The organism is Peribacillus muralis (genome assembly GCF_001645685.2).
GTDB lineage: Bacteria > Bacillota > Bacilli > Bacillales > DSM-1321 > Peribacillus > Peribacillus muralis_A.
This window is the reverse complement of sequence record NZ_CP017080.1, coordinates 409,081-435,534: the sequence shown is the minus strand read 5'-3', so window position 1 is coordinate 435,534 and position 26,454 is coordinate 409,081. Positions and strand designations below refer to the sequence as shown.

27 protein-coding genes and 1 pseudogene are annotated in these 26,454 nt (G+C 43.1%); 6 read left to right on the top strand and 22 right to left on the bottom strand.

The genetic code is table 11. From position 1 onward, the window contains the following. Positions 1 to 8 precede the first annotated feature (8 nt). Together ABE28_RS02090 and ABE28_RS02085 are read right to left on the bottom strand one after the other, a co-directional pair. Positions 9 to 1,187 carry a toxic anion resistance protein gene (locus ABE28_RS02090; RefSeq protein ID WP_064462282.1) on the bottom strand — a complete coding sequence of 393 codons (1,179 nt, stop codon included), beginning with the start codon at positions 1,185 to 1,187 and terminating at the stop codon, positions 9 to 11. Then, on the bottom strand, positions 1,184 to 1,840 hold the full coding sequence (locus ABE28_RS02085; RefSeq protein ID WP_064462281.1) for a 5-bromo-4-chloroindolyl phosphate hydrolysis family protein: 657 nt from the start codon (positions 1,838 to 1,840) through the stop codon (positions 1,184 to 1,186). Before ABE28_RS02085 ends, ABE28_RS02090 begins: the two co-directional genes overlap by 4 nt. Positions 1,841 to 2,222: 382 nt before the next feature. Here ABE28_RS02085 and ABE28_RS25925 point away from each other — a divergent pair, with 382 nt between their 5' ends. Then, a complete protein-coding gene (locus ABE28_RS25925; protein ID WP_373921330.1) occupies positions 2,223 to 2,540 on the top strand; it encodes a hypothetical protein in 318 nt (105 codons plus the stop codon). A 393-nt stretch (positions 2,541 to 2,933) separates the two neighbouring features. On the opposite strand, the gene ABE28_RS02075 is transcribed toward ABE28_RS25925, so the two are convergent. The 3 genes and pseudogenes from ABE28_RS02075 to ABE28_RS02065 form a co-directional block, all read right to left on the bottom strand. Beyond that, positions 2,934 to 3,170, bottom strand: a complete 237-nt coding sequence (locus ABE28_RS02075) for a hypothetical protein (protein ID WP_064462280.1) — start codon at positions 3,168 to 3,170, stop codon at positions 2,934 to 2,936. 36 nt (positions 3,171 to 3,206) lie between these two features. Beyond that, a pseudogene (locus ABE28_RS02070) lies at positions 3,207 to 4,493 on the bottom strand (ammonium transporter). Next, positions 4,490 to 4,732 (bottom strand): hypothetical protein, encoded by a 243-nt coding sequence (locus ABE28_RS02065; RefSeq protein ID WP_064462279.1) that lies wholly within the window; start codon positions 4,730 to 4,732, stop codon positions 4,490 to 4,492. Before ABE28_RS02065 ends, ABE28_RS02070 begins: the two are co-directional and overlap by 4 nt. A gap of 359 nt (positions 4,733 to 5,091) precedes the next feature. On the opposite strand from ABE28_RS02065, the gene ABE28_RS02060 reads away from it, so the two are divergent. The 4 genes from ABE28_RS02060 to ABE28_RS02045 all read left to right on the top strand — a co-directional run bounded on the left by ABE28_RS02060 (position 5,092) and on the right by ABE28_RS02045 (position 7,566). Beyond that, positions 5,092 to 5,295, top strand: coding sequence for a DUF1657 domain-containing protein (locus tag ABE28_RS02060; RefSeq protein WP_061140543.1), 204 nt, complete (start codon positions 5,092 to 5,094; stop codon positions 5,293 to 5,295). A 124-nt stretch (positions 5,296 to 5,419) separates the two neighbouring features. Continuing rightward, positions 5,420 to 6,442 (top strand): stage V sporulation protein AD, encoded by a 1,023-nt coding sequence (gene spoVAD / locus ABE28_RS02055; RefSeq protein WP_064462278.1) that lies wholly within the window; start codon positions 5,420 to 5,422, stop codon positions 6,440 to 6,442. 26 nt (positions 6,443 to 6,468) lie between these two features. Next, the gene (locus ABE28_RS02050) at positions 6,469 to 6,675 is read left to right on the top strand and encodes a DUF1657 domain-containing protein (RefSeq protein ID WP_064462277.1); all 207 of its coding nucleotides are present in this window, start codon (positions 6,469 to 6,471) and stop codon (positions 6,673 to 6,675) included. A gap of 30 nt (positions 6,676 to 6,705) precedes the next feature. Then, a complete protein-coding gene (locus ABE28_RS02045) occupies positions 6,706 to 7,566 on the top strand; it encodes a DUF421 domain-containing protein (RefSeq protein WP_064462276.1) in 861 nt (286 codons plus the stop codon). A gap of 11 nt (positions 7,567 to 7,577) precedes the next feature. Here the strand turns inward: ABE28_RS02045 and ABE28_RS02040 are convergent, their stop codons facing one another. Beyond that, positions 7,578 to 8,126 carry a YitT family protein gene (locus tag ABE28_RS02040; RefSeq protein WP_306807322.1) on the bottom strand — a complete coding sequence of 183 codons (549 nt, stop codon included), beginning with the start codon at positions 8,124 to 8,126 and terminating at the stop codon, positions 7,578 to 7,580. A 180-nt stretch (positions 8,127 to 8,306) separates the two neighbouring features. Then, entirely contained in the window at positions 8,307 to 9,680 is a 1,374-nt protein-coding gene (gene rlmD / locus ABE28_RS02035) for a 23S rRNA (uracil(1939)-C(5))-methyltransferase RlmD (protein WP_064462274.1), read from the bottom strand. Positions 9,681 to 9,869: 189 nt separating this feature from the next. Between rlmD and ABE28_RS24295 the strand changes: the two genes are divergently transcribed. Beyond that, entirely contained in the window at positions 9,870 to 10,088 is a 219-nt protein-coding gene (locus ABE28_RS24295) for a hypothetical protein (RefSeq protein ID WP_057913908.1), read from the top strand. 35 nt (positions 10,089 to 10,123) lie between these two features. Here ABE28_RS24295 and ABE28_RS02025 read toward each other — a convergent pair whose 3' ends face one another. The 15 genes from ABE28_RS02025 to ABE28_RS01955 form a co-directional block, all read right to left on the bottom strand. Continuing rightward, entirely contained in the window at positions 10,124 to 10,702 is a 579-nt protein-coding gene (locus tag ABE28_RS02025) for a GNAT family N-acetyltransferase (RefSeq protein WP_064462272.1), read from the bottom strand. A 66-nt stretch (positions 10,703 to 10,768) separates the two neighbouring features. Beyond that, a complete protein-coding gene (locus ABE28_RS02020; RefSeq protein WP_064462271.1) occupies positions 10,769 to 11,683 on the bottom strand; it encodes a diacylglycerol kinase in 915 nt (304 codons plus the stop codon). A gap of 182 nt (positions 11,684 to 11,865) precedes the next feature. Then, complete coding sequence (locus tag ABE28_RS02015; protein WP_064462270.1) at positions 11,866 to 12,795, bottom strand: LiaF transmembrane domain-containing protein; 930 nt, start codon at positions 12,793 to 12,795, stop codon at positions 11,866 to 11,868. After that, the gene (locus ABE28_RS02010) at positions 12,792 to 13,862 is read right to left on the bottom strand and encodes a hypothetical protein (RefSeq protein WP_064462269.1); all 1,071 of its coding nucleotides are present in this window, start codon (positions 13,860 to 13,862) and stop codon (positions 12,792 to 12,794) included. The genes ABE28_RS02015 and ABE28_RS02010 overlap by 4 nt, the downstream gene beginning before the upstream one ends. Next, positions 13,855 to 14,319: a hypothetical protein gene (locus tag ABE28_RS02005; RefSeq protein WP_064462268.1), complete on the bottom strand. Its 465-nt coding sequence runs from the start codon at positions 14,317 to 14,319 to the stop codon at positions 13,855 to 13,857. The genes ABE28_RS02010 and ABE28_RS02005 overlap by 8 nt, the downstream gene beginning before the upstream one ends. Further along, entirely contained in the window at positions 14,316 to 14,858 is a 543-nt protein-coding gene (locus ABE28_RS02000) for an RNA polymerase sigma factor (protein WP_064462267.1), read from the bottom strand. The genes ABE28_RS02005 and ABE28_RS02000 overlap by 4 nt, the downstream gene beginning before the upstream one ends. Before the next feature lie 171 nt (positions 14,859 to 15,029). Then, the gene (gene gatB / locus ABE28_RS01995) at positions 15,030 to 16,457 is read right to left on the bottom strand and encodes an Asp-tRNA(Asn)/Glu-tRNA(Gln) amidotransferase subunit GatB (protein ID WP_064462266.1); all 1,428 of its coding nucleotides are present in this window, start codon (positions 16,455 to 16,457) and stop codon (positions 15,030 to 15,032) included. A gap of 12 nt (positions 16,458 to 16,469) precedes the next feature. Continuing rightward, complete coding sequence (gene gatA, locus ABE28_RS01990) at positions 16,470 to 17,930, bottom strand: Asp-tRNA(Asn)/Glu-tRNA(Gln) amidotransferase subunit GatA (protein ID WP_064462265.1); 1,461 nt, start codon at positions 17,928 to 17,930, stop codon at positions 16,470 to 16,472. 12 nt (positions 17,931 to 17,942) lie between these two features. After that, positions 17,943 to 18,233 (bottom strand): Asp-tRNA(Asn)/Glu-tRNA(Gln) amidotransferase subunit GatC, encoded by a 291-nt coding sequence (gatC, locus tag ABE28_RS01985; protein WP_034306082.1) that lies wholly within the window; start codon positions 18,231 to 18,233, stop codon positions 17,943 to 17,945. Positions 18,234 to 18,554: 321 nt separating this feature from the next. Next, positions 18,555 to 19,724, bottom strand: coding sequence for a CamS family sex pheromone protein (locus tag ABE28_RS01980; RefSeq protein WP_064462264.1), 1,170 nt, complete (start codon positions 19,722 to 19,724; stop codon positions 18,555 to 18,557). 11 nt (positions 19,725 to 19,735) lie between these two features. After that, positions 19,736 to 21,742, bottom strand: a complete 2,007-nt coding sequence (gene ligA, locus ABE28_RS01975) for an NAD-dependent DNA ligase LigA (RefSeq protein ID WP_064462263.1) — start codon at positions 21,740 to 21,742, stop codon at positions 19,736 to 19,738. Positions 21,743 to 21,846: 104 nt separating this feature from the next. Beyond that, positions 21,847 to 24,093, bottom strand: a complete 2,247-nt coding sequence (pcrA, locus tag ABE28_RS01970; protein WP_064462262.1) for a DNA helicase PcrA — start codon at positions 24,091 to 24,093, stop codon at positions 21,847 to 21,849. Positions 24,094 to 24,154: 61 nt separating this feature from the next. Continuing rightward, positions 24,155 to 24,838, bottom strand: a complete 684-nt coding sequence (locus ABE28_RS01965; RefSeq protein ID WP_064462261.1) for a heptaprenylglyceryl phosphate synthase — start codon at positions 24,836 to 24,838, stop codon at positions 24,155 to 24,157. Between the two features lie 230 nt (positions 24,839 to 25,068). Next, entirely contained in the window at positions 25,069 to 25,383 is a 315-nt protein-coding gene (locus tag ABE28_RS01960; protein ID WP_057913894.1) for a YerC/YecD family TrpR-related protein, read from the bottom strand. A gap of 26 nt (positions 25,384 to 25,409) precedes the next feature. Beyond that, positions 25,410 to 26,447: a DUF3048 domain-containing protein gene (locus ABE28_RS01955; RefSeq protein WP_064462260.1), complete on the bottom strand. Its 1,038-nt coding sequence runs from the start codon at positions 26,445 to 26,447 to the stop codon at positions 25,410 to 25,412. Positions 26,448 to 26,454: the final 7 nt, after the last annotated feature.

Sequence of the window (26,454 nt, the reverse complement as noted above, 5' to 3'; positions counted from 1 at the left end):
TTCTCCCCTTATCCCTTTATCTCCAATAGTTTCTGCTTCAATTCATTTTCCATCGATGCTAGTTCCTGTTCCGCCTGTCGCCGTTTATGCCTGCCTTCCTCTTGAATCCTCATGGTTTCCTCGAGAGTCGAGATCAAGTTAGCTTGAGTATTCTTTAATGTTTCGATATCGACAAGTCCCCGTTCATTTTCTTTTGCCGTTTCAATGGTATTTATTTTCAGCATTTCGGAATTTTTCAAGAGCAGATCATTGGTTGTCTTGGAAACTTGCTTTTGCGCTTCTACAGCATGCCGCTGCCTGATCAAGGTCAAGGCTATCGCCACCTGATTTTTCCAAAGCGGAATGGCTGTCATGATCGAAGACTGTATTTTCTCGACTAGCGCCTGGTTCGTGTTTTGAATCAGTCTGATCTGCGGTGCGCTTTGGATCGTAATTTCACGGCTCAATTTCAAGTCATGCAACCTTTTATCCAAGCGTTCGGCAAATTGGCGCATATCATTGACCTCTTGAAACTTCATTTGGTCATTGCTTAATTCAGCGGATTTCTTCAGCTCTGGAATCGTTTTCCCATGAATTTCTTCCAGTTTGATTTCACCGGCAGCAATATAGACATTCAATGCCTGAAAATACTCCTTGTTCGTTTCATAAAGTTTTTCAAGGATCACGATATCCGAAAGCAGGATATTCTTGCTCCTATCCAACTTCACACCGATCCTGTCAATTTGGGCTCCCGTTTTTTGGTATTTGGATAGCACTTCCTGAACTGACCCGGAAATCTTGCCGAACACACGCGCAAAAAAAGAGGGTTTATCCTGTTTAAGCTCATCAGGGCTCAATTCATTTAATTTTTTCATTAAGTCACTGATGATGCTCCCGACTTCACCGACATCCTTTTTCTGAACATGCTCAAGCATCGAATTGGAAAAAGTCAAGAGCTTCGATTGGGCAGGCGTGCCATAGGAAATCATTGCCTGATGATTCGTTGGGTCTATTTGTTCGGCAAGCTGATAGGCCTTTGCCCGATTCTCCTCAGGGATGACATCAATCAATTTAACCGGTTTCGCTTCCTTTGAGGATGACGGTGCCTTTTCAAGCTCCTGCACCTCATTGAATGGATTGGCTAGGAGATCATCGAGCAAATTGGCATTATCCGTTTTATTTAACAGGTTTGGATCGTTATTATTCATTTTAACCTCCTGCTTTCATCTATTACTTGTGTTTCTTTTCTCGTTTTGATCGTTTGCTTTGCTACATCCAATTCAAAATTAAGGTTATCGATATCATCGGCAATCACATTATATAAATCCTTTTCTATCGTTTTAGTGAGTTCCTTCAATGTTTTTCGGGTTTCCGCTAAAGATAGCTCGAGTTCCCTGTTCTTTCTGGGCTGCTGTGATAAAAAAACATACTTCTCCGCAAGTTCCGTGGCAGAATCCAGATGGGAATAGTAGAATTGTTCAGCCTGATAAAACCGCTTCGGTTCTTTTTTCGTAAGACTATATATTTTCCTGATCATTTTAATCATATCCTTCCTTTGCTTAAAAGAAGAAATATGCCTGACCGATATTAACGCCTTTTGCACCCGCCATATTTTCGGTTTTGCTTCACTTATATTTTTCTTTATATATTGATATTCTTTTCTCGTCAATCCATGCTTTTTAAGGAATCGTGAAGAAAAGTAAACCGAACTCAGGCAGTATGAAAGTGCCCCTCCCGCTATGGAAAGTGCAACTGAGGCAACTAGCGGCAGATTCAAAGCAAAATAGCTGATCAGCAATACCGGCAATACGACTGGAAATGCAACCAATATGGACATTAAATCAGTTAGAAATCGATTCATTATCATTACACTCCTGACTTACACGCTTTTCTATATATACGGTTTATCCTTATGATAAGTTTCAATATGCGAAGATTTCCCCCTACCCTAAACGATATAGGAACAGATTGATTTCTGCAAATTTATTGAAATTTTTTCTTTTCAACACACTCACCCAACTGGGATTTATGGGCTATCGCCTAGTCACTTCATTGAAACTTACATAAGTTATTACGTATCCATCCTGAATTTGAAAGGAGAGTTAACGATGAATTCATCCGGATTTTATCCTTTTCCACAACAGAACGGAAATCAGCAATACATTCAGCCGAATTTCAACCCGAATTTTCACCAACCAGAACGATTTGATCATGATTATATTCCTCAGCAAGACTGGAACCTCCTGCAGAATCAAGAAAACTCATTTAATTCTTCGACAGAGCCATACGATCCCGACAGGCAGCCGCCGCAATCCCAGCAACTCGAAAGAAGGGTACGGGAACTTGAACGGCAAAATGAGCGACAGACCCGAGAACTCACTCGCCTCAACCAAGAAATCACACGTGTAAACCGAGAAGTGAACCGTGTTAACCAAGAAATATCCCGGCTAAGTCAAACCGATCAACGCCATACGAATAGGCTGAACAGGCTCAATCAACGCCTGCGTGCAGTCGAAAGGAACCTCAACATTCCTTTCAACGCAACAGATGATGGCTTTTAAATCAAAAAAAGGAGCTCAATGCGGGCTCCTTTTTTTATCCGCTATTTGCTAGTTGTTTAGTGTACCCGTGATTTTCCGGCTTTTGCTCCAGAGTTAGGTTTTTTTCATTAGTTTTCGCTGTTTACTCGCCAATTTCGGTGGTTTACTAGCGAATTTCGGCCGTTTACTCGCCAGTTTCCGCTGTTTACTCGCGAATTGGAGCGTTCATCATTAATTCCGGTGGTTTGCTCATGTATGCTCGCTAACTCCTGATCTTGGTGTCTCCGCTCGTGATTATGGCAATTTACTAACAAAAATTCGATCTTCTGTACAAAATTAATCAATCGATTGATTAACTGAAAATTACGAGTTGATACCGTTTTAAAGCAAGAACAGAATTAATAACGAACGGGCTTACTCCCGTTCCAGCATGATCTTATTCATATTTTGGTTTCTTGATTCTTGTTCCTCCTTGGAGGACAAGTCATATTTCTTTAATAGATGAAAAAGTTCATTCAATGTTTCCTGTGGATGGTCTTTTTCGAGGAAAAGGTTTAATGCTTGTGTCAATGTTGTTGGTAAGAATGCCTGTTGAGCATGAAACTTCAGCCTGACATCCTGCTTTGAATGATTAAGGTTGCATGTGCCCATTTCTATATCACCTCTTACTTAATTCTATCATTTGTATTAACGTCGCACATCTTTCACTTTTTCATCCCGCTTCACGTAATCTTCGACCTTGATGAATTCTGGTGATGTATGTGTAGCCAGGATTCCATGATAACTGATATCCAATCCTAGTTCTTCTTCTTCTTCAGTGGCTCTTGTAGGGACCCATATATTGATAATTTTGAACACGAACCATGTCAGAGAAAAGCCCCCATATGCACAGTACCGCTAATCCTAAGGATTGCTCCCCAAGCAAATGCCATCCTCCTCCTGTAAACAATCCGCCTTCGGTGGAGAAAAGGCCTAAGGCTATCGTTCCCCATATGCCAGACGCCGCATGAACGGGAAAGGCGCACCGGATCATCAATTTTACGGACCTCAAGTCAAATTGTTGCAGCAAGCATAAGCATCCCGGAAATGCCTCCGATCAGTATGGCAGCCAGATCACTAACGAATGTACAGCCTGCCGTTATCCCTACTAGGCCTGCAAGGGAACCATTGATGACGGAAGGTGCATCAGATCTAACCATACCTGAAAAGTGTATAAAGCAGCGTCATTGCCCCTCCAGATGCAGCTGAGAGCATCGTGACGATGGCGATATGGCCAATGCGTCCATCCGTAGCCTGCAATGTGCTTCCAGCATTAAAGCCAAACCAGCCGAACCATAAGAGAAAGGCTCCGACAGATGCCAACGGGAGATTGCTTGGAAGCGATATGGAACTCGTTCCTGCTGTGGGGAATTTACCTGCTCTTGGCCCAATGACAATGGCCGCGGCCAGTGCAGAAAATCCACCGAGCGCATGAATGAAGGCCGACCCTGCAAAGTCCTGCATGCCTAACTCACTTAACCAGCCGCCCCCCCAAATCCAGTGTCCTGCTATGGGATAGATGAAGGCCGTCATCATCACGACAAAAATGAGGTATGCCCGAAAATTAATTCTTTCCGCAACCGCCCCGGAAACGATGGAAATGACAGCAATGACGAATGCCCCCTGAAATAACCAATACGCATCAATCGAAATCGTCAGGTCGATGTGGGATAAGTCACCTTTGAGAAAAAAGCCGTTTGCTCCGACAAGTCCAAATAGATCGGTCCCATACATTAAGCCAAAACCAACGGCAAAATAACATAAAGTCCCGATTGTAATATCGGCAAAAACCTTCATGATGATATTCACATTATTCTTGGTGCGAACGAAACCAGCCTCCAATAAGGCAAAGCCACCCTCCATCAGCAAAATCATCGCTGCTGTCAAAACGACCCAAATCGTATCCAAGCCCGAGTTCAACGTTTCTATTGTCATATTGATCGTCCCTCATCTTCCTGACTGGCGATCATCTCTTTAATGATATCAGCTGGCAAATGCATTTCCCGTTTTTCCGGTTCCTCTTCCAGTATGCCAATCATCTCATCTAAAAAAGCGATTTTTCGCTTTATCATCTCGATTTTTTTATATCTATCCTTAACATTAACCAAATGCTCCACTGGCTTAGGGGATGCCCGGTAAAAAAACGTTTCAGCGGGGAAAGAGATTGATACCAAGCTTCCTCCGCACTTCGCTTTTGTTCGTACTTATGAATTTTGGATTTAATCGAGTCAATTTCAAACTCCTGTTTGCTTTTAATGAAGCGCAAGTCTTTTACCGCTTCTTCGGATGAAAGCCCCAGAACCGTTCTATAATATACATCATCCACAATTTTTATGTTATATCACCTCACGAAACGACGTAATATTTTTTAATAATTATATGAAGTATTCTGAATTGAGTGAATATTAAAGCCGAACTCTGTTCTCCTGCCATTATTAATCAAACGTTTGATTAGTGGAAAAATTAGCATGTATATAAAAGCCGTAATTTCCTTACGCTAACAAGGCAATATAAAACAAGGAGGAATCCAGTAATGACCGTAATAAATGATGTCAAGACTACTTTAGCCGGACTAAAAAGTGCGCAAGCAAGCTTTGAAACCTTCGCCCTTTCCACGGATAACGAGCAAGCCAAACAGCTTTACCAGCAAGCTGCACAACAAACCCAAACGATCGTGGACAGCATCACTCCTCGCATCAATGAAATCGAGAACGAGGAGCCACAATACAAACAATAAAAATTACTATAAAAAAGGTTGGTTTTTTTATGATCAACCTTTTTTATAAAAGGGCCCGTTAATACATACGAGCAATTCAACGGGCCTATCCTAAAACAATAGTCATAAACGAGGTGGTTTTTTTATGCATACAGGGTATCGCACTTGGGTTTTTGACCAGAAGCCCGTCATCGTCTCAACCGGAACCGTCGGCGGACCATTCGAGGCGAACGGATTGCTTGCCGATGACTTCGACCTGCTTCATTCGGATTTATGGATAAATCAAGATACCTATGAAAAAGCTCATAAAGTCTTATTGGAAGATGCGTGTACGAAAGCAATCGAAAAAGCCGGCCTTAAGAAGGAACAGATCCAATTTTTCCTTGGAGGCGACCTTATTAACCAAATGACGCCCACCAGCTTCGCCTGCCGCACTTTGGGTACACCTTATCTAGGCTTATTCGGAGCCTGCTCCACATCCATGGAGGGTCTTGCTCTCGGTGCATACTTGGTCAATACGAACGGAGCAGATTACTTATTGACAGGGGCTTCGAGTCATAACGCCGCAGTCGAAAAGCAATTCCGTTACCCTACTGAATATGGCGGCCAAAAACCTCCAACCGCACAATGGACCGTTACAGGTGCAGGCGTAGCTTTATTAGGCAAGACTGGTACAGGCCCTAAGGTCACTTCGGCTACGATCGGTCGTGTCATCGATATGGGGTTGACCGACCCATTCAATATGGGAGGTGCGATGGCCCCCGCAGCCGTGGATACGATTGAAGCCCACTTAAGAGAGCGTAACTTGGAACCATCCCATTACGACTTAATTGTGACCGGTGACTTAGGACAGATTGGTCATGATGTTTCTTTGGAGCTATTGAATAATCACGGAATCAAAATCAAGAAAGAACAGTATATGGATTGCGGTACGATGATATACCGGGACGGGCAGCCTGTCCTCTCCGGGGCAAGCGGACCCGGTTGTTCGGCAACCGTCGTTTATGGACATTTATTGAATCGGATGAAAACCGGTGAAATCAAAAAAATGCTCGTCGTGGCCACCGGAGCCTTGTTATCTCCCCTTTCCTTTCAACAAAATGAAACGATTCCAGCCATTGCCCATGCTGTATCGATTGAATATGATTGTGATGAAGAGCAACCATGATTTTTGTATAAAAAGGAGGATGCAGCATGACGATAGCATCGGAAGTGAAGCAATGTGTCTCGAGCCTAAAAGGGATTGAAGCCGGCTTATCCAGCTTGGCACTACGAACCCAAGATGATGAATCGCAGCGTATCTTGCATGAAACGATGCTGGTGGTGAATGAAGTGATGAAGCAGGTACAGAAAAGAGTGGGAGAACTGGAGCTGGAAGAACCGCAATATAAAGGTTTTTAGAAAAATGGATTATGCAGGAGGTATTAGGTCATGCCGGATTGGTTAGAAATCGTAATGCGATCACTATTCTTTTTGATTGTTCTTTTCTTGATCACGAAAATATTAGGAAAAAAGCAATTATCCCAGCTTTCCTTTTTTGAATATGTAACGGGCATAACCATTGGTAATGTTGGGGCGGAATTGGCTACCAAAGTGGAAGGAAATATTATACATGGTGTATTGTCCATCCTCGTTTTTGCCTTAGCGCCCTTCCTTGCAGGCTCGATATCACTGAAAAGCAAAACGTTTCGTGATCTTGTAGAAGGGAAGGCATCCGTCTTCATCAAGGATGGAAAGGTCATGGAAGATAATCTAAAAAAAGAGAAATATACAATCGATGAATTGTTGGCCTTGCTCCGGAAAAAGGATGTATTCGATGTCTCGGAAGTCGAGTTTGCCTTATTGGAGGCAAACGGGGATTTTTCGGTAATGTTAAAGAAGCAAAATCAGCCTTTGACACCTAAAGATCTTAACATCCCAGTCGCTGCCGTCAAGGAGCCACAAACAATCGTCATGGACGGTCTCATACTCGATGAACCTCTTTCTACGATTGGACTGAATCGACATTGGCTTCATACTGAACTGGATAAGCTGGGTGTGATCCTTGAAAATGTTTTTCTTGCCCAAGCAAATTCCAATGGTGAATTAACGGTCGATCTTTTTGATGATAAACTCAAGGTTCCTTCTCCGCAGGAAAAACCCTTAATGCTGGCAACCTTGAAAAAATGCCAGGCTGACTTGGAGTTATTTGCCCTTGGAACAGATTCAAAGGAAGCTAAAGAGATGTATAGCAAAAATAGTGAAAAGCTGCAAAAGGCAATTGATAAGGTAGCATTTATTTTAAAAAACTGAATGCCAAAATTTCATTCCCTCACCTTCATGAATGAGGTGACCAGTCCTATAATGACGATCGTCACACATGAAAACAAAAATATTTCCACACCCAGGGTGAAGACAGCCGCTGAAATGATGAGTGTATCTATAAGGATGATTGCTAAAGCGATATCTATGGAGGATGATTTGGAGATGATTTTGGCTAGCATATCCGTTCCCCCGCTGCTTGTCTCATACCGAAGCATGAGCCCGATGCCCAGTCCTATTATAACTCCGCCAATCAAGGAACTTGTCAGTATCGATAAGGAAAAAACCTTCTTAAGCGGGTTTAGACAATCCATGAAAAGCGAGGTCAAAAGCAGACCGTGAACACTGCTATAGAAAAAGGGCCGTTCATAGCACCATGCATATAAAAATATAGGCACACTAAGGACTAACATGGAAAGTCCCGTTTGAAAATCAAAGAAATAATGTAGGATGAGGGCAATTCCGATAACGCCGCCGTCTATCAGGTGATGAGGGACTAAAAAACCATTTATTCCAATACCCACCAAAAAGCTACCAACGATTACAGCCAATACTTTTTGAAAATTAATAAAATCACCTTGCCTCCCATTTCATATTCCTTAATATATGTCCAAGTTAGGGAGTCGAGAATATACTGGTGAAAAAAAACTCTTCCTTTTACCTGCAGAACTAAAAGGCATGGGTTCCTAAAAGACAAAGAGCCCCGTCACGAGGACTGGACTCTTTTTAGATCATGATTTAAGTTCAAGTAACACAACGTTTTCCACATGTGTCGTCATCGGGAACATATCCACCGGCTGGATATCGACCGCTTTATATCCGCCTGCCTCCAAAATATGAAGATCACGAGCTAAAGTGCCAGGGTTACATGATACATAGACCACTCTTTTCGTTTTCATCTCGATGATCGTGTTCAAAAGAGACTCTTCACAGCCTTTACGAGGAGGATCGACGACGATGACATCAGCCGTGTTTCCTTTTTGGTACCATTCAGCGATGACGTTCCCTGCATCGCCAACGATGAATTCAGCATTCGTAATTTGATTCAATTCAGCGTTGCGCCTAGCATCTTCGATTGCTTCTTCCACCACTTCAACACCGATGACTTTTTTCGCCTTTTTAGCTAGGAATAACGAGATTGTACCAATGCCGCAATAGGCATCGATCACTGTCTCCTCACCTGTCAATCCCGCGTAATCAAGAGCTTTATCATAAAGGACCTTTGTTTGATCGGGATTTATTTGATAGAAGGATTTAGCGGATATGGCAAATTTCACATCGCCGATCATATCATGAATCACTTCGTCGCCCCATAACAAGGTCATGTCATCACCTAAAATGACGTTCGTTTTCTTGGAATTCACGTTTTGCACGATGGATTTCACTTTTGGCAGGCGATCGACGATTTCCTTCACGATCGTTTCAACGAATGGGATACTTTTCGTTCTTGTAACGAGTACGATCATCAATTCGCCTGTTTGCTTGCCGTAACGGGCCATGATGTGCCGTAATACACCTTTGTGTGACTCCTCATCGTAAGCAGGGATACCCAGCTTACTGAAGACCTCCTTCACAACTTGAACAGCCTCACTGATCACTTCATGTTGGATGATGCTTTCTTTCGTTTCAACAATCTCATGTGTCCGTGGTTTAAAGAATCCAGCGATTAACTCTCCATCCTTTTCGCCGACAGGCACTTGCGCCTTATTTCGATAATGGGTCGGATTTTCCATGCCAATGATCGGATGGACAACCGCGCCCTCCAATTTGCCAATCCGCGCCATCACTTCACGGACTTGTTTTTCCTTGAATTCCAACTGTCCTTCGTAGCTCATATGCTGCAGCTGACATCCGCCATATTTATGGAAGTCTTCCGCTTTAACCTCTACACGATATGGACTATTTTCTATAATCTCCATCAATCGACCGAAGCCATATCCTTTATTCGCCTTCATCACTTTAATTTTCGCTTTTTCACCAGGAAGGGCGTTCTGAACAAAGATTGGATAGCCATCGACTTTAGCCACTCCTGCTCCTTCATGTGTTAAATCCTCGAATAAAACCTCTATTATATCGTTTTTAGCAACAGGTGCTGTTTTTTTCATATCATCTTCTCTTTTCTTTTTTATGCTAGCCTGTATTTTACCACAATCCGAGCCCTGCCACAAAACGACTCACCAAATTACCCTTTTTTTCATAAAAATATAGTGGAAGGAATTATGGTTTTTCATAGTTCCATGCATAAAAGTACGATAAAAAAAGAAAAATAAGGAAAAATAGGTGAGGTGAGAAAAATGGGTTTATTTAACTCTATATCAGCCTGGAACGCAACACGGTTAGAAAAACATCGAGCAAGTATGGAGGAAAAAGGCCTCTGTCCGGATTGTTACGGACGTGGATACAGCTCCTTCGTGCCAACGGAATATCATTTTTCCGATATCCATGATTGTCCTGGTTGTAATGGCAGCGGAACTTATGCGGACTGGGCGGCCATGAATGGACAGCAAATGTAACCATAATAGCAGAAGCATATAAAAAGAACCGCCTGTCAAAAAACAGGAGGTTCTTCTATTTGTTTAATCAAATAGCCAAAATCATAGCCACTGATGGTAACCGTTTTAAGTTCTTTATAACCTAATTTATTATAGAGACGGCTCGCCCCTTCATTTACATTTTCAACGACTAAGGAAACCCTGGAATATCCCTTTTGTTTAGCATACTCCTCAACATATTGGATCAATGCGCTCCCAATCCCTTTTCCTTGGTAATTCGGGTCGACGGATATCGTATCCAAATAAAAGTCATCCGCTTCCGCTTCTTTATCAATCGTAATGTTTGGATCATTCAGCTTTTGCCTTAAGTGCTCGACGATCGGTGCATCCAATTCCTGCGCGTCCTTACCATGATAGGCAATGATCAATCCCGATACTTCCCCATCATGAACACTTACGAATGTATTTTCATAACTGATCCGGTTGCCGCTTTTCTTGAAAAAACCGGCAAGAATGATAAGGATCTTTTCTTCATCCGTTTCTCCAGTTAATGCCTCTGCAATTTCCTTAATCGCTAACCGGATCAATACAGCTGCCTTGCTCGCATCTTCCGGTGTCGCTTTCCTGATATACATATTTACACATTCTCCTTGCAACCATTTTACGGAAAAAGGCCGACGGATTTCCGTGACCTTTTTATGTCATTTATTTGTCGGATCGTCCGGCAATATTCCTTGTGGGATGAATACATCAAAATGGCGGTACTGATTTACGAACTCAGCCGGGGCCATCCCCCCAAATTCCCCATCCAAATTAAGCATCATGTCCTTTTTGGCCTGTACTTTAATCCGGTTCGCTTTTTCATAAATGACGTTTTTATCATGAATATGTTCTCCGCGCATCGCCAAAGTTGCAACACGGACGATATCTGCGAGATTGGCTTTTTTCAAAATGAGCAGCGTGAACATGCCATCATTCAACGATGCATCAGGAGCCAATTTCTCAAAGCCGCCGACCGAATTCGTGTTAGCGACCAAGAAAAGCATGATCTCTCCTTCAAAAAGCTTACCATCATATTCAATGGAAACCTCCGTCGGCTTAATCGAAGGAAGCATTTCAATTCCTTTTATATAATATGCCAACTGCCCAAGCATCGTTTTCAGCTTGATCGGCACGTCGTATGTCAATTCGGTCAATCGCCCTCCGCCAGCGATATTGATGAAATATTTATCGTTCATTTTACCAATATCGATCGGCATCGTATGCCCGCGGGCAATAATTTCGGCAGCACCTTCAATTGACTTCGGTAAATGCAGTGCCCTCGCAAAGTCATTCGTCGTTCCCGTTGGAATGATCCCTAGCTTCGGACGTTTTTCTGCAGTGGCCAGTCCATTAACAACCTCATAAATCGTACCGTCGCCCCCTGCTGCAATGACGATATCATAGCCCCGTTCAATTGCAATCTTAGCCGCATTCGTCGCATCACCAGCACCAGTCGTTGCATGTGCAGAAGCTTCATAACCAGCTTCCTCGAGTTTCGCTAGCACACTCGGCAGACTCTTCTTAATGGCTTCCCGGCCCGAAGTCGGGTTGTAAATCAACCTTGCTCTTTTCATTTCCCATCATCCTTACATATTGATTCCATAATTTACATCTTAATCCTTCATTACATGAAAAGCAATATTCGAAAAAAAAGAGGACCGAACTTTCGGTCCATATCTTTATATGCATTTTTCCAGAATTGTTATCAGGGAAATTATAATCCTTTTTATCATTTTATTCTAGTAAATGATTTCATTCACGGTTCATGGACAGTAACATGGTACGTATCTGTGACCGTTAAAATATGATTCCCTTTTCCCACCTTGAATATTCCGTTCTTTTTAACAGGCTCCTCTTCACTTGCGGCTTCCAGTTTGACATCATTGACCTTCCAGCCGTCTTTTGGGCCTTCAAGTTTGTCGGCCCCTCTTGCCTCTATCTTGATATCGCTATTGTCTTGAAGGTATACACGAAGGTTCCCGCCGTCCTTCACATTCCAATCATTCAAAAGCTTCCTTGGCTTCAAGACAAGATCGGTACTTCGTCCGTCTATCTCCAATGCCAGATCAGCAGGGATGATGAGTGTCGCCTCCATATTCATCCTGCCGCTGTCCAAAAGCCGGTTTGTGATCGGCATATCCTTGAAGCTGATATAAAGCGTATCACCCTTCCTTTTAACCATTAAATAATCATCCGTTCGTTTCAACAACGGTTCTGCATTCTCCATTCCCCGCTCTTCATATGTTCCGAAAATGGAAACCGACTCTTCCGCCCCACTTTCGACCGTCAAGGGATATGAACCTGAATCCAAGACGACTCTTTGTATTCCTTTGCCGGCCATTTCATTGAAGCCAGGTAAATTGACGGTTTTATCTTCGCTTTTCACCGCAGCTTTGACCTGCTCCATCAAACCGCTTGATGTTAGCAGCAGGCACACAATTCCCATCATCCCAAGCAAGCCCACGAAAAGAATACTAAGGATATCATATTTTACGAAGGAGCTCTCTTTTCTCGAGAAAAAGACAAAGAAAAGGATCTCCGCTCCCAAGATGATGAATACTAACGGCCACCATGATAACAAAATGGTCGTCAAATCCAGATGCAGGAATTGTGAAACAAGTAAAACCACACCCAAACCAACAAGGGCCGCGCCCATTGAAATCGTTCCGACTCTCCATGTTCTCATTTTGTCTCCTCCTTCACCCCTGCTTTTTTACTTCCCGCCATCAGCTTGATTCCCCCGCCTATAAGAAGGATGCACACCAATCCTTTTTGAAAGTAATCCCTAAACCAATATTCCAAGTTTCTTCCCATCCACTCATTTAAATGGGGAGCAATCGCCGGAATGATGATATTACTCGTCAAGAAATAGATTCCAAGTCCCATCAAGCCGAAACCTATCCATTTTTGTTGATCGACGACTCCCGAAATGATCGGCGTATCTTCAACAGGACCCTCTTCCATTTTCGAGGCTTTTTGCAAACCATCAAAAAAGCTATAAAACCAAATGATCGGAATAAGGAAAAAGAAGAAGCCCAACCGAAGTAAATCCAATATGTAAATCGCGAATAGAAAACCTGCCATCAATTGAATCCCGCGTTTTTGCAGGCCTAAATATAAGTGGCCGGCTCCAGGGAAGATGGAAAATAAAGTAGCGATCGATTTACTCTTCTTGCCGGATTCCCGCCTTTGCTCGAAATCCTCCAGCACGGTCCGGTCGATTAGCTCCTCTCCTCTTTGCTTTTTATTCAACTGTTGAACCGAATCAAAAAAACTGTATATCCAGATAACAGGCAATAGCGCCATGAATATTAACAGACCCTCCATCCGTGTCATCATGCTCAGGAATACGACCATAATTCCCAGTCCTAAAAAACCGATAAGAAAAATGAGTCCCCGATTCATGAGACCAAGCTGAAAATGCCCGACTCCCGGAACGAATGAAAGAATGATCACATAAAATCTTTCCGCTTCCGGCTGAGCGGCCATTTTCTCTCTATCTGCTGCACCTTGGGGATTTCTTAATGAGGTAACCACCAAGTCAAATATACTAATGAGATAAAGCACCAGGCCAATCACGGAAAAGGCCAGGAATGCATCCGTATGGCTGATCAAGGCTAGCATAAGCCCTCCAAGACCTAACCCGAACGCAGCAAGAAAATAAAATAACCCTTTATATGTCCTTCCAAGATAAAAATGCCCGAATCCCGGAAGAAACGATAATAAAAAAGCGATTACCGGACTTTTATTCATTTCTAAACCCCTCCTTATTTTTCTTTTCGATCGAGTCCATCCAATTAAACGTCTTATCTATAATCCCATCTGTCAGGGATTTGGTTTCCTTAACACTGCTCGATTCAACGGAATCCACGTATTCAGTCAATGATTGAAATACTCCGCCCGCCATCAATAAGACCGTAAATCCGGCCGCTATCAAATAATGTCTCGCAATCGTCCGAAGAGATTTCTCTTTCCGGATTTGTGCTGCCTCTTCCAAAGGTGCGCTTTTTTGCCGCATGATCGAGTCCATGACAGAACCTGCAATATCGGTACTAATGAAAAGGCTGTCTGCTTCCATTTCCATCGCTTCCAGATAAACGGACAAACACTCGTCACAGGAGTATAAATGATTTTCATATTCTATTTTTAAATCCTCAGGTATTTCATCAGCCAAATAGGTAACCCATCCCGCCTTAGGAACATGATTCATGAAAAATCCTCCTCTTTCCAATGTTTTCTCATCCAATTTCTTGCACGATATAGCTTAACCTCGACAGACTTCACTTGGATTTGCTGTTCCTCTGCAATTTGCTTAAATGTCTTTTCGCTTATGTAATAATCATACACCACGTCACGATACCCCTCCGGGAGGTCTTTAAGCTTCCTTAATATCTGCTTTCGTCTTTCATTCTGAAAAAATACGGCCTCTGCATCGTCAGATACGCCCAAATCCACTTCCGTTGATCGTTCATCATGCGGTTCTTCCTTTTGGCGTTGCCTTTTTCTTTTAAGATCGATTGCATGATTAACAGCTATCCGGGTAATCCACGTTTTGAAGCCTTGATTTTTGTATTGAGGAAGAGAAGTATAGATTTTGATAAAGACTTCCTGGGTAACATCTTCTGCATCCTTTTGATTGCGCAAAACGGAATAGACGGTTCGATATATCGTCTGTTTATACGTTTCAATCAATATCCGAAATGCATGATCATTCCCAGCCCTGACCTTCTCCACTAGCTCATCCGTCACTTCTCTTCCTCCTTTCCGTTAAACATTCATGTAATAGACGACACAAAAAGGAGTTACCCCTACAGATAACTCCAATTTTTTTTCGTTGAAGGCTTCCTTTTCATTATTCTCGTTAAGTCCTATTCCAAATCAAGCGAAAACCGTACCACCTTAAAAGTGGTACGGTCATAATTAACGCTTATTGATTTGCTCGACCAAAATTTTATTAACAAGCTGTGGATTAGCTTGTCCTTTCGTCGCCTTCATGATCTGCCCGACAAGGAAGCCGATCGCCTTTTGCTTTCCGGCTTTAAAGTCTTCAATTGATTGAGGATTATTATTCAGCGCTTCTTCAACCGCTGTCAACAATGCTCCTTCATCGGAGATTTGGACAAGCCCCTTCTCCTTGACGATCGTTTCTGCATCCCCACCGTTTTCAATCAATTCTTTGAAAACTTTTTTCGCAATCTTAGAAGAAATCGTCCCATCTTCAATCAGCTTGATCATGCCTGCCAATGATTCGGCAGTCAATTGGACATCATGCAGTTCTTTTCCTTCGGCATTCAAGAATGCCGAAACCTCGCCCATGATCCAGTTGGATGCAAGTTTTGCATCCGCTCCGGATGCTACTGTCGCTTCAAAGAAATCAGCCGTTTCTTTCGTTACCGTTAAGACTGCAGCATCATATTCTGGTAAGCCAAATTCTTCGATATACCGTTTTTTCCGGGCATCTGGAAGCTCTGGTATTTGTGCAGCGATCCGAGCTTTCCATTCTTCATCGATATGGATCGTCAATAAATCCGGCTCAGGGAAGTAGCGGTAATCGTCGGAACCTTCTTTGATCCTCATTAGGACGGTTCTGCCTGTGGCTTCGTCGAATCTGCGTGTTTCCTGTTCGATTATGCCACCCTCATTCAAAATCTCCGCTTGGCGGATTTCTTCATGTTCCAGCCCTTTGCGAACGAAGTTGAAGGAATTTAAATTTTTCAGTTCAGTCTTCGTGCCGAATTCCTTTTGCCCGACAGGTTTCAAGGAAATGTTGGCATCACAGCGAAGTGAGCCTTCTTCCATTTTACAATCGGAAACGCCTGTATATTGAATGATCGATTTTAATTTTTCCAGATAAGCATATGCCTCTTCAGGGGAAGTGATATCCGGTTCTGAAACGATTTCGACAAGAGGAGTTCCCTGACGGTTATAGTCACATAGTGAGTAGTTCCCTTTATGGGTCAGCTTCCCTGCATCCTCTTCCATATGAATCCGCGTGATGCCGATTTTCTTTTTCTTGCCGTCGACTTCAATTTCTATCCAGCCATGTTCACCGATTGGTTGATCGAACTGGGAAATTTGGTACGCTTTAGGATTGTCCGGATAAAAATAGTTTTTCCGGTCGAATTTCGTAATTTCCGCTACTTCACAATTCAATGCAATGGCTGCCTTCATTGCGAAATCAACAGCCTTTTTATTGACGACAGGCAATACCCCTGGGTAGCCTAGGTCAATTACGGTCGTGTTACTATTCGGAGCGGCACCGAAATGATTAGGGCTCGCTGAGAATATTTTTGAATCCGTTTTTAATTCTACGTGTACTTCTAAACCAATTACCGTTTCAAAGTCCATTTTTTTCACCCCTTACAGCTTAGGAAATTGTTTATGAAAATCTGTTGCTTGCTCGAAAGCGTGTGCAGCGCGATAAATCGTGCTTTCATCAAAATGCTTTCCAATCATTTGAAGTCCAAGCGGAAGTCCGTTCGCACCGAATCCACACGGCACGGATATCCCTGGTACACCAGCAAGGTTCACTGGAATCGTTAAAATATCATTCGCATACATCGTTAATGGATCGTCAACTTTTTCCCCAATTTTAAATGCTGGAGTTGGCGTGGTCGGGCCAACGATTAGATCATACTTCTCAAAAACATCTTCAAAGTCCCGCTTGATTAGGGTACGTACTTTTTGAGCCTTTTTATAATAAGCATCATAATAGCCTGAGCTTAAGGAGAACGTTCCAAGCATGATACGGCGTTTCACTTCGTCACCGAATCCTTCGGCACGCGTTTGTTTATACATCTCTATAAGCGTTTCTGCATTATCCGTACGGTGTCCGAACCGAACTCCATCGAAGCGGGAAAGGTTAGCCGAGGCTTCCGATGAGGAAAGCAGATAATAGGCAGCTAAGGCATATTTGCTATGCGGCAAGGATACTTCTTCCCATTCAGCTCCAAGTCCTTCCAATACTTTTAACGCTTCTAAAACGGAATTACGCGCTTCTTCACCAACACCTTCACCTAAATATTCTTTAGGTATGGCAATTTTCAAACCACGAACATCGCCTGTTAATGAATTCACAAAATTCGGCACGTCCAAGTTGGCGGAAGTGGAATCCATTGGATCTACACCTGAAATAGCCTCAAGCAAATAGGCATTATCTTCTACAGTTCTTGTAATCGGTCCGATTTGGTCCAATGAAGACGCGAATGCCACAAGCCCATAGCGTGATACCCGTCCATATGTAGGCTTCAGGCCGACTACACCGCAATATGCCGCAGGTTGGCGGATAGATCCACCAGTATCTGAGCCTAAAGAGAATAGGACTTCACCTGAAGCGACCGATGCAGCAGAGCCGCCAGAAGAGCCGCCAGGTACATAATCCGTGTTCCATGGATTGCGTGTGGCCTGATAGGCTGAATTTTCATTTGAAGACCCCATCGCAAATTCATCCATATTCAATTTACCGATGGTCACCGTTTCGGCTTTTTGTAACTTTTGCACGACGGTTGCATCATAAATCGGATCAAAGTTCTCCAAAATTTTACTCGCACAAGTCGTCCTTAAATTTTTCGTGACAATATTATCTTTAACTCCGATTGGCATACCAAATAAAGCGCCTTCGTTCTCGCCTTTTACCAATTGGTCATCCAATTGTTTTGCCTGAGTGCGGGCGTTTTCCTCATCAAGAGTCAAAAATGCATTCACCTTGTCTTCTACCTCGCCAATTCGCTTATACGATTCGTTAACGAGATCGGTAACACTGATCTCCTTCTTATGTAAGCGCTCATGCAGCTCAGAAACCTTTTGTTCGAACAACGACATCATTGTCCCTCCTTATTCAATTATGGATGGTACACGGATATATCCTTCTTTGCTATCCGGTGCATTTTTCACTACTTCTTCCACTGGCAATCCAGGCTTTGCAACATCTTCCCGCATTACATTCTTCATATCCAAAACGTGAGAAGTCGGGTTCACTTGATCTGTATCAAGCTCATTCAACTGCTCCGCAAATGAAATCATTTGATCAAGCTGATGCTGAAATTGCTTCGCTTCTTCTTCCGTAATGGCCAAACGTGCCAAATGGGCAACGTGTTTAACTTGTTCCATTGAAATACGTGACATTCTCTTCACCTCCGAAAAAATATCCAAATCGACTGAAATTCGCCGCTTTTCTCCATAAAATCATCGTTTAAATCATATCAAACTATTACACAGTAAAGCAACAGGAGATACAATGTCGAAAATCAAATATTCGATAACGAAAATATGATATTTTCCGGGAAATATGAGAAAGTTGACGGAATTTCCGGGGAAATGGCATTAAGTACGTAAAATTCGACAAACCTTTTCCTATTTTTGCGACATCACTTCCTGATATGGAAGGTTTCACCGCTTATTTTGCTTCCTAAAAAAAAAGACGAAGCCGTTAAGCTTCATCTTTGATCATTCATATATATGCACGGTTGGTTCGTCCTGATTCGCCTCACGGACAATGAGCGCTTCAGGCCCATTGACAGAAGTAATCGATACCTGTACGGAAATGTATTTAGGGAAACGTTCCATTACAAGTCCAGCTACATATTGGGTAAAGCCAATTGCTTCCGAGTTCCCATAAAATTGAATGGGGATATCGATGTTCAAGCTCTGTAATTGATCATCCATATAAAACGCCCTGCCGATGACTCCGTTAAAGTTAGGGAAATATTCTTCGACATCTTCTTTGAAGCTCGTGAAGGTATTGACGTCATCCCGGTTTTTCTTTTCAGCACCCGCTGAAGGGAATAGGAAATACTCTTCTTTCAGGTCATTCCACTTTCCAATACTATTGGAGTTTTGGCCGACATTGGTATAAGAAACGAAATTCCCTGGCACTACTGAGGATTTTTCATTCTGTTCGAATAAGGCAATCGTAATCGGGACATTTTTCAACTTGTCCATCTTACGCAGCCTTTTTAAAACCTCTGCAGCAATTTTCTCCCCTTCTTGCTTTAGCTCTTTACTATCAATTTTTTTCTCATAGGTGGCACCGTATGCCTCTTTTTGATAGTAATGCACTGAATTCAATGCAAGACCTATTACGACTCCGCCAAGCTTTACCGAGTTATCCTTTGTTTTGACCAAGTAATTATGTTCTAAAATATGAGCAAGATAAATCGGATTTTCTTCATTCCGCTTATCGATGTCACCTTTACCTGGATCAACTGGATTCAAACCTTCATTCTGTGCGGGTTTCATATCCTTTTCTTTCAACTGACTATCTGTATATTTTCTATTCAGCCAGGAAGATATCGTGGAACTATCCAGCATTTGCCCCTCTTGAAACAGGTAATCTTCCGGATCGAATTGGGTTTGGGCCAACCGCATCAGTCCATTTTCGAACTCTTCAATATCGTAGCGCGTATTTAAGTTCGATACGACTAAACCGCGGGCCTTTGATGGTTCAAATGGAAGGATTGTTTGATAATATTCTTCCGAAATTTTATACTTCGGAATGATTGCCGTTTCTTTTTTGTCTTTGGAATCTTGGACTACCTCTTGCTTTTCCTCGAAACTAGGCGCACACCCAGCAAGAAGCAGTATAAGAACCATCCCCAAAATAGAGTGTTTCCTCATAGCTACACCTCTTATTTTTTTAGTTCCTCAATCAGTCTCTCTTCATCCCAAACCAGGACGCCTAAACTCTCGGCTTTATCCAGTTTTGATCCTGCATCTTCCCCAGCTACGACCAAATCGGTTTTCTTGCTGACGCTTCCAGCAACATTAGCTCCAAGCGCCTCTAATTTTTCTTTTGCTTCATTTCGTGTTAGCTGATGTAATTTACCAGTTAACACAACCGTTTTCCCGGCAAAAAATGAATCGATTTCCTCAACGGGTACAGCTCTTGCCCCTTTGTAAGCAAGATTCACGCCTGCAGCTTCCAGCTCATTCAATAGCGCATGGACTTCTTCCAATTCAAAATATGCAACGATGGAGTCCGCCATCTTATCACCTATTTCATTAATGGACGTTAATTCTTCACGGGTTGCTTTACTTAAGGCTTCCATCGTGCCAAATTCCCGAGCCAATGTTTTGGCCGCTTTCGACCCAACATGCCGAATCCCCAAGCCGAAAAGCAATTTTTCCAATGAATTCGTTTTTGAAGCCTCGATCGCTTGAAGGAGTTTATTGACCGATTTTTCCCCCATCCGTTCCAAGGCAATCAGTTGGTCGTATGTAAGCTTATAAATATCAGCCACATCTTGTATCAGCGCTTCTTTAAACAGCAAGCTGATCACTTTCTCACCTAGGCTGTCTATATTCATTGCCGTCCGGGATACAAAGTGAATCAGCCCTTCCCGTATCTGTGCTGGACACTTTGGATTGATGCAGCGTAAAGCAACCTCCCCATCGAGACGGACGAGCTCACTGCTGCATTCCGGGCATTCAGTCGGCATATGGAACTCCACCTCATCCCCAGTGCGGCGCTCTGCCAGTACATTGACCACCTCTGGGATGATATCGCCAGCTTTTTTCACTACCACTTGGTCTCCGATTCTGATGTCCTTTTCACGAATCAAGTCTTCATTATGCAGCGATGCCCGTTGGACAGTCGTGCCCGCCACCCGAACTGGATCCAAAATGGCAGTTGGCGTCAAGACACCGGTACGGCCAACATTCAGCTCGATATCCCTTAGTGTCGTAATGACTTCTTCCGCTGGGAATTTATATGCAATGGCCCAGCGCGGACTTTTGGCAGTATAACCCAATTCACCTTGTTGTTCAAGGGAATTTACTTTTACGACGATTCCATCAATATCATAAGCTAAGTTTGGCCGCTGCTCCGTCCATTCTACTATATAGGCTAGCACTTCCTCTATATTGGAGCATGTTTTTCTTTCCCGATTCGTCTTGAACCCCAGGCGATCCAATAGATCCATGCCCTCACTTTGGGTTAGGACGCCCGTTTCACCCAAATCCGCAATCGCATAAAGGAAAATATCGAGGTTCCTTTTCGCAGCAAGCTTTGGATCAAGCTGCCTTAATGAACCAGCCGCCGCATTCCGCGGGTTTGCGAACGGTTCTTCACCACGTTCCTCTTTAACCATATTCAGAGACTCGAATGATTTCTTTGGCATGAATGCCTCGCCGCGCACTTCTATTGTAATGGGCTCCCGCAGCTTCAATGGAATTGATTTGATCGTTTTCAGATTGGCCGTAATATCCTCGCCGATCGTTCCATCTCCCCTGGTTGCCCCCCTTACGAAATATCCATTCTCATACTGCAGCGTGACGGCAAGTCCATCAATTTTCAGTTCACACACATAGGAAAAATCATCACCAACAGCTTGGCGGACCTTCCTATCGAAATCGCGCAGGTCACTTTCATTGAAAGCATTTCCCAAGCTAAGCATCGGTGTCGTATGCTCCACCTTTTCAAACATATCCAAAATCGCTCCTCCGACCCGTTGTGTCGGAGAGTCTTGCGTTTGCAGCTCAGGAAATTTTTCCTCATACTCAATAAGATCACGGAGCAGTCGGTCATATTCAGCATCAGGCACTGATGGTTGGTCCATCACATAATATTCATAGCTGTATTGGTTCAATAACGTTTGCAGTTCGAGCACTTTCTTCTTTGCAGCATTAATGTCCATACGTTCAATCCTTTCTAAAGAAGACTCCACCGCACTTCTATTTAGAAGAGCGGTGTCTAAAGTCAGATATCCCTATTCTTTACCAGCAGAAGCATAATAATAGCTTAAGCTTTTTCAACTGGTGCAAATTTCGCCAATAGGCGCTTGATGCCTATTGGACTTGGAAAGGCAATATCCAGTTCCTTTCCTTCACCTTCCCCTTTAACGCTCACAACGGTACCTACTCCCCACTTCTTATGCGATGCACGGTCACCGACAGCCCAGCCAATCTCTTCACCGCCCGTTGCAGATGGTGCAGACACAGCCCTTCCGAATGAAGGGATTTTTCTTGTCGAGACTGCTGAAGAAGTCCCCGTTCTCGCCGAACTGAAAGGTGTTTGCCTTGCTCTTGGAGCAGGTTTCGGTTTGAGGTCTTCAAGAAGCTCCGCAGGTATTTCACCAATGAAACGTGAAACGGGATTCATGCTCGTACGCCCATACAATGTCCGCATTTGGGCATTGCTTATGAATAGCTCATTTTCAGCCCTTGTAATTCCTACATAAGCAAGGCGGCGTTCTTCTTCCATTTCCTCTTCATCCATGAGCGATCGGCTATGAGGGAAAACTCCTTCCTCGAGCCCAAGTAAAAAGACTACCGGATATTCCAATCCCTTCGCTGAATGCAGCGTCATCAACGTTACCGTATTTGTAGCCTCTTCGGAATTCTCATCAAGCTGGTCAATATCGGCCACTAACGCCAGATCTGTCAAGAAACCGACCAATGACTTGTCGTCGCTGTTACTTTCAAAAGCTTTCGTAACGGATAAAAACTCATCTATATTTTCAAGCCGGCTTTGTGACTCAATCGTTTTTTCTGCCTGCAGCATTTCTCGGTAACCGGTTTTCTTGATCACTTCTTCCACCAGTTCCGTCACCGATAAGTACTCTTGCTGGTTCGTATAGTTCGTAATTAACGTATGGAATTCCCTTGCAGCCTTGGTGGCCTTCCCGCTTATTCCGACCATTTCCACAGATTCGAGTGCTTTATAAATGGAAACATCATATTGATTCGCATAATCTGCGACTTTATCCATGGAAGTTGCACCAATACCGCGTTTTGGAACATTGATCACACGGCGAAGGCTGATGTCATCATCAGGATTGGCAATCAGGCGGAGGTAAGCAAGTAAGTCCTTAATCTCTTTCCGGTCATAGAACTTGGTGCCGCCGACGATTGCATAGTTAATATTGGATTTAAGCAGCACTTCCTCCATCACACGGGATTGCGCATTTGTTCTGTAAAGAATCGCTATATCGGAATATTTTCTGCTGCCGTCCTGAACTAGCTCATTGATCTTCCCGGCTACAAACTGCGCTTCGCCTTGTTCATTATCCGCTCGGTAATAAAATAGTTTATTGCCATCTGCATTCTCGGTCCAAAGGTTTTTAGGCTTTCGGTTTTGATTGTTATCGATGACCTTATTCGCCGCTTCCAAAATCTTTTTCGTCGAGCGATAATTCTGTTCAAGAAAAATCATGTTGGCATTCGGATAATCCTTTTCAAATGAAAGGATATTCGCAATATCCGCACCGCGCCAACGGTAGATCGATTGATCTGAATCCCCGACGACACAAAGGTTACGGAAACGTGAAGCCATTAGTTTAACAAGCATATATTGTGCCCTATTCGTATCTTGGTACTCATCGACATGAATGTATTGGAACTTGCGCTGATAATACTCAAGCACTTCCGGTACAAGTTGGAAAAGCTGGATCGTCATCATGATTAAATCATCGAAATCGAGTGCTGAATTTTTCCGCAGACGTTTTTGGTACTCCGTATAAACATCGGCCGTTATTTTAGTGAAGAAATCCGATGCCGTCTTCATATATTCTTCAGGACCGACCAACTCATTTTTCGCTGAACTGATACTGCCCAGTATGGCACGGTAATCATATTTCTTCGTATCCATATTCCGTTCCTTCATGATCTGCTTGATGACCGACTGCTGATCAGTCGTATCCAAGATCGAGAAGTTCCTATTAAATCCGATTCGATCAATATCCCTACGCAAAATGCGGACACACATCGAGTGGAACGTTGAAATCCAGATATCCTCCGAGGCCCCACCCAATATGGCGCGAATCCTCTCTTTCATCTCACGTGCCGCTTTATTGGTAAACGTGATTGCAAGAATATTCCAAGGTGCTATTTCCTTCTCGACCATCAAGTAAGCTATTCGGTGAGTCAGCACACGCGTCTTTCCACTACCAGCCCCAGCCATGATCAATAGTGGGCCATCTGTCGATTTTACTGCTTTTTGTTGCTGTTCGTTCAAACCCGTCAATAATTTTTCCGCTAAATATTGCATTATCACACCACCTATACGAACATTCGTTTTCGTTTTAGTATACTACATTTGTTCCGTTTTTTCATTTCACTGCCGCAACTGTGGCAAGTGCTACCTTCAAATCCTCATAAATCACATTTCCGACAACGATGACATCCGCAAACTCCGCCATCTCTTTTGCCTGTTGAACCGACTTTATCCCACCGCCATAAAATAAAACGGTAGTCTCCAAGCTTTCTTTGGCCGCTTCCACCATCCGGACATCGCCATACTCACCGCTGTATTCCAAGTAAAAAATCGGCAGGTTGAACATCTTTTCAGCCATCATTGCGTAGGCTCCGACATCATCCATATCCAGATCGGCATTGGCTTCCGTCAGTTGCGCCGCTTTACACTCGGGATTCAGGATACAATAGCCTTCTACGAAAATCTCATCCCAATTCAACAAATATCCATATTCTTTGACTGCCTGCTGATGCAGTTTCATCATCCAATCCGGATTGGTGCTATTGAGGACACTTGGGATGAAATATAAATCGAATCCAGGCGTCACCGTTTCAACTGAAGAGATCTCCATTACGCAAGGGACCGTATACCGTCTGATCCGTGCCATCAGATGAAGCACATTTTCAAGCGTGACTCCATCCGTTCCTCCGACCATGATTGCATCAGTACCGGATTCACAGACTTTTTCCAACGCCTCATCACTTATTTCTTTATTTGGATCGAGCTTGAAAACATGTTTCCACTCGCGAAAATCGTACATTATTATCCTCCATTCACACTTTCCATTACACCATTATAGCATTAAGATTTTTCATTAAAAAAGAGAAGTATCGATAAATTCTTCACCAAAAAAAATTTGCCAATTTTAAAAAACCTCAACATGAACGAAACAGTCTAAAAACAAAACCTGGCATGTGCTGAACTCAAAAGAAAAAGCCGGGGATGGATTCCTCGGCTTTTTCTAATTCACCATATAAAAAATCGATAGCATTAAGATTCAGTTGTTTCCTCAACGTTTTCCTTAATGCGGTTAAGAGCCATTGTATATGCGTCATTTCCGTAGTTCAAACAGCGTTTCACCCTGGAAATCGTAGCAGTGCTTGCACCTGTTTCCGTTTCAATCTTATGGTAGGTTTTACCTTCCTCAAGCATCCGTGCCACTTCTAGACGCTGCGCTAAAGATGATATCTCGTTAACTGTACATAAATCATCAAAAAATCGATAGCATTCGTCCAAATCACGCAAGGAAAGGATCGACTTGAACAGCTGATCCGTTTCTTTTCCTCTTAACTTATCAATTTGCATGTTACTCCCCCTCAATTTCACGGGTATCAGAATGAGACATCCTTTCCTAAACCAGGTTGATCAGGAATGATATTGATCCAAGTTTTCCCTGGGACCAAACCTGCTTCCTCATCGTTTTTCACTGGAATGATCCGCCCATCCTTATTAACCCATTCTACCTCATTCACTTTCCCTTGTTGAAGTAAATAACCTTTTCCGCCGCTTTTCAAATCGATTTTGCGACGTCCCTTTTCGTCAATCACTTGATGAGTGGCTTCAATGATCAATATATTATCCAGTAAAATCGGTTTGTTCGATTTATATTCGACTGTTTGCTCCCCATTCGAATAACGTTTATATTTCTTATCCGTGGCATCGTATTCATACTCAACATCATACTCTTGTAAACCATAGGATATCTCGGCTCTGAGTGCCGGTTCTCCTTGAAGTCCAGCTGCCTCTTTCTCTGAAAGGAAAGTGAATGGCTCTGGTGCACCCTTCATTTCATATCCCTTTTCTTTAGCGCCTTTTAAAATGTCAGAAAAGGAGATATAGGAATTATGGGGCGCCTTTCGATCGTCCGAGCGTTGAAACAAAGTACCATCATAATATAATCCGTTCAAGTTATCAATATACCCTTTGTCGAGCATGGTTTTCGCATCGGGGCTGTTCCCATGACACACATAGATGCAATCGAGGCCTTTAGCCGTTTCGATATAGTAGTCCCTTGCGCTCCGTATCGGTCCGATCTGGCTAGGCTTTTCACTTTGGAAGATGGCTAAAAATCTGGTTATATCACCTTCTGCGAGCATTTCGTATACCAAATCGGCTTCAGAGAGGCCGGATTGCGGCCTTGCCTTTGGATGATTGTTAATCATCACGGCTACAGCCCGTTGCTCCATACTTTCACCGGTCGATACACCAGTAAGTGGAAACTTATTGCGAGATTCATCGTTCACATCCGTGTTTTCTTTGACAGCCTGGTCTTTCGTCTTACTGTCATCCAATGCAGGTTCTTCTTTTGCCGAACAGCCTGACAACAGTAAAATAGTCAAAACGATGAAAAGAACTCCCTTAAGATTCATCTTTCCA